The sequence below is a fragment of the Mesorhizobium sp. M7A.F.Ca.US.005.03.2.1 genome, from assembly GCF_003997795.1.
GTDB lineage: Bacteria > Pseudomonadota > Alphaproteobacteria > Rhizobiales > Rhizobiaceae > Mesorhizobium > Mesorhizobium ciceri.
In genome coordinates this window covers 1-4,249 of the sequence record NZ_RZRP01000553.1, presented here as the reverse complement: position 1 = coordinate 4,249, position 4,249 = coordinate 1, and the positions used below count along the sequence as shown (strand labels likewise).

The 4,249-nt window shown below is 63.5% G+C and carries 2 protein-coding genes; one reads left to right on the top strand and one right to left on the bottom strand.

The window, feature by feature from the left end:
- Positions 1 to 1,209, bottom strand: a 1,209-nt coding sequence (locus EN991_RS25415; RefSeq protein WP_164769361.1) for an autotransporter assembly complex family protein, incomplete at its 3' end; no start/stop codon positions are given.
- 272 nt (positions 1,210 to 1,481) lie between these two features.
- Here EN991_RS25415 and EN991_RS25410 point away from each other — a divergent pair.
- The coding region (locus EN991_RS25410; RefSeq protein WP_206519247.1) for an MG2 domain-containing protein at positions 1,482 to 4,249 on the top strand (2,768 nt) is incomplete at its 3' end.

Genomic DNA, 4,249 nt, shown 5'->3' with positions numbered 1-4,249 from the left:
ATAGGCATCAGGATGTTCGAGCACCGTCTTGACGCCGGCGAAGAACTTCGATGCCGGTCCGATCACACCGGGTTTCTCGAACATGATACCGGCATTGTAGTTGAGTTCGCCGAGATCGTTGCTGCCAATGCCGCTGATCTTGCCATCGATGCGCAGCTTCTCGGCCCGGCCGAACAAATTGCGGTGGCCCCAATAGCCCTCAAGGCCCAGCCCCTCGGTGTTGGAAAAAGTGCCGCCGACGCCGAAATAGCGTGGCTTGCGCTCGCTGACCTGGACGCCGATCGGAATGTTGCCGTCGGCATCGAGCTTGTCGGCTTCCTTGAACGTCACGCTGTTGAAGACCTCGAGCGCCAGCAACCGGTCGCGCGCATCGTCGATCTCTTGCGGCGAGTATTGCCGGCCGCGCTTGAGGCCGGTCATGTATTCGGTGAAGTCGCGGTCGACCTTCTCGGTGCCTTCCACGGTGGTCGGGCCATAGCCGGCGACCGGTCCGGCGGCGACCGTCAGCGTCACGTCGAGCGTCGAGGTGGCATGGTCGGCGACGATCTGGCGGTCCGTCACCTCTGCCAGCGGCCTGCCTTGCTCCTTCAGCGTCCGCACGATCAGCGCCTCGGCCTTGAGCACTGCGCCGGATCCGGCGTCGCCGCCTGATATCAGGCCATAATCGGCGCTCATCAGTCCTGCCGCGTCGCCTTGCAGCCTGATATTGCCCAAGGTGAATTTCGGCCCGGTAGCAATGTCGATCGCCACGGGAACCGGCTGCGGACCCTTGAATTCGGCATCCGGCGGCAAATCGTCGAGCGGCTTGCCGTCGATGGTGACGGTGACGACGCCTTCGTAGCGGGCATCGGCATAGAGCGCGGCGACAAGCTGTTCTCGGTCGCTGCGCGCCTTGGCCATCAGCCCGAGCGAGCCTGAAACCGGACGCTCCTCGTCGCTCTTCAGCGCCGTGGCATTTTCGAGCTTCTTGACCAGGTCCTTGTCCGCGTCGGGGGCATTGATGGTCACGGCGTAGCGCAGAGGATCGACGATGTCGGCCTCCTCGTCGCTGGACGATCCCCACAGCTTGATGCCGAAAAGCTCGAAAGCGGCCGCCGGGGGCGATTCGGCGACGAGCACGGTCGAGCACATCATGGCCAGCAGCAGGGCGCGCGGAAGCGCACGCCCTGGCGCGCGACCTCCTGACATCTGCTCTTCATGCGCCGGCATTAAGACAACCTAGGTTACAAAACTAAAATTGGAATGAAGTTCTGAAGCGCTCGTAAAGGGGCCACAATCCAATTGTCTGAAATAGGACGGGCTTGGAATTCACACCTTTTGCGTCGCCGCAAGAAAGCGTGATCCCCTGTCCTATGGAGGTACTACCGGTCATCGACCGGAAAGGAAACCGTTGGCAGGCGGACCCCTGCCGCGTCCTTGTGTTGACAAGCCTGACTGAAGCTTGATCATGCCCGGACGTCAGCTGTGTCTGGAGGGGTGTTATGGCAATGCGCGCGGCTCGTGGTCTTTCGATTCTGATTCTCCTGTTTTTTGCCTGGGCCAATGTCCTGGCCTGGAGCAGCGTCTCGCAGGCGGCCGAAGCCCGGCGTATCGCGACAACGGACAATTCCGATTATTTCGGCTTTGATCTCAGGTCCGACCAGAATGTGACAATCGACCAGTGCAAGACGACATGCCTGGGAGACCCGGCCTGCCGCGCCTTCACCTACAATAAAAAGGCCAAATGGTGCTTCCTCAAATCCGACTACAACCAGTTGAAAACCTTCAATGGCGCGGTCGCCGGCAAGGTCGTCAACATCGATGGCGATCCTGATATCGGCGCGCCGCCGGAACTCGCCTTCTTCCCCAACTGGATGGCCGACCAGGCCCAGCAATACCGCAACAAGCTGCTCGGCCCGGCCTATGACAAGCCGACAGAAGGCATGGCTGCCTTGCTGAGTGCCGCCGAACAGGCCGTGCTGACCGGCGACCACCGCTCCGCCATGCTGAAATACGAGGCCGCTGTCTCGGTACTGCCCGATGATGGCCAGCTCTGGCTCAACCTGGCGCGTGAAACGCTGGCCGTGCAGCCCGCCGCCAGCACATCCGAAGCTTCCACTTTGCCGACGAACGGCACTTCGGCCGCATTCAATGCCTATAAACTACTGCGCACCACCAAGACGCGCGCCGAAGTGCTGGCGCTGCTCGGCAACGGCCTCGACAAGCGCGATCTCTACCGGCCGGCGCTGCAGGCCTATGAGGCGAGCCTTGCCCTGAATCCGTCGCCGGCGGTCCAGGCCGACTATGCCGATCTGAAGGCGCGCAAGGGTTTCCGCGTTATCGACCACACCATCGACGCCGACACCAGCGCGCCGCGCATCTGCGCGCAATTCTCCGAGGATCTGGTCAAGACCGGCGTCGATTACGCGCAATTCGTCACTGTCGACAATGCACCGCCCAAGGGCGTCGAGGCCAAGGACAAGCAGATCTGCGTCGAAGGGCTGGAGCATGGCCAGCACTACGACGTCACCTTCCGCGCCGGCCTGCCGGCGGCAATCGGCGAAGTGACCGCGGCACCCGTGGTGCTGTCGATCTATGTCCAGGACCGCGCACCGTCCGCCCGCTTCACCGGTGATAGCTTCGTGCTGCCGGCCGGCGCGCGCCGTGGCATTCCGATCGTTACCGTCAACATGAACGCTGCCGAGATGAAGCTCTATCGCATCGGCGATCGTTCGCTCGCCCAGCTTCTGTCGGGCTACCAGTTCCTGCACCAGCTGGACGGCTATGACATCTCCAACATTTCCGAGCAGATGGGCGCGCCGGTCTGGCAAGGCCAGCTCGACATCGCCAATGACCTCAACAAGGAGGTCACCACCTCCTTCCCGGTCGACGAGGCGGTGCCGCAGCGCAAGCCCGGCGTCTACGTGCTGACCGCCCAGGCCGTCAACGACAAGAGCGACGACTACAACTCGATGGCCACGCAATGGTTCGTCGTCTCCGACATCGGCCTGTCGACCTATACCGGTCAGGACGGGCTCAATGTCTTTGCCCGTTCGCTGGGCAGCGCCAAGCCGATCGCCGGCGCCGAACTGACGCTGGTCGCCAGGAACAATGAGGTTCTGGGCACGGCGACGTCGGATGCCGACGGCCATGCCGTCTTCAACCCCGGCCTGACGCGCGGCGACGGCGGCATGGTGCCGGCCGTGCTGATGGCAAAGCAGGGCGACAATGACTTCGTCTTCCTCGACATGGGCCGGGCCGGCTTCGACCTGTCCGACCGCGGCGTCACCGGGCGCGCGGCGCCAGGTGCGCTCGACGTCTATGCCTGGACCGAACGCGGTATCTACCGCGCCGGCGAGGATGTTCATGTCGCCGCACTTGCTCGCGACGGTGCCGCCAAGGCGGTCGAAAACCTGCCGTTGACCTTCATCTTCTCGCGCCCCGACGGCGTCGAGGACCGCCGTATCGTCAGCGACGGCGCATCGGCCGGCGGCCATGCCGTCGACCTGCCGCTCGCCCCCAACGCCATGCGCGGCACCTGGTCGGTGTCGATCTACACCGATCCCAAGCAGCCCGCGGTGGCCAGCCAGATGTTCCTGGTCGAGGATTTCGTGCCGGATCGCATCGAATTCGACATGAAGGCCGACAAGCAGGAAATCGCCCAGGGCGAAACCGCCAACATCGACATTGACGGCCGCTTCCTCTATGGCGCGCCGGCAGCAGGCCTGGCGCTGGAAGGCGAGCTGACGCTGTCGACGTCGCGCGACTGGGACCGTTTCCAGGGCTTTTCCTTCGGTCTCGCCGACGAGCAGTCGGCCGAACCCACGGTCACCCCCCTCGCCGATCTGCCGGTGGTTGGCGATGACGGCAAGGTGACCTTCCCGGTCTCCGTCGACCAACTGCCCTCGACCACCAAGCTGGTCGACGCCAAGGTGACGGTCAGGATGCGTGAAACCGGCGGCCGCGCCATCGAGCGCTCGCTCAACATCGGCATCCGCCCGCAGGGCCATATGATCGGCATTCGTCCGGATTTCGCCGACAATGAAGTGCCGCAGGGCGGCACGGCCAAGTTCAGCCTGATCGCCGTCGATCCCGACGGCAAGCGTGAGGCGCTGAAAGGCGCGCAATGGACGCTGGTCAAGGTCGAACGCAATTACCAGTGGTACCGCTCCAACAATTCGTGGAATTACGAGCCGGTTACCTTCACCAAGTCGATCGCCAACGGCCAGGTCGACCTCAACGCCGACGGCGACGCAACGGTCTCCGTGCC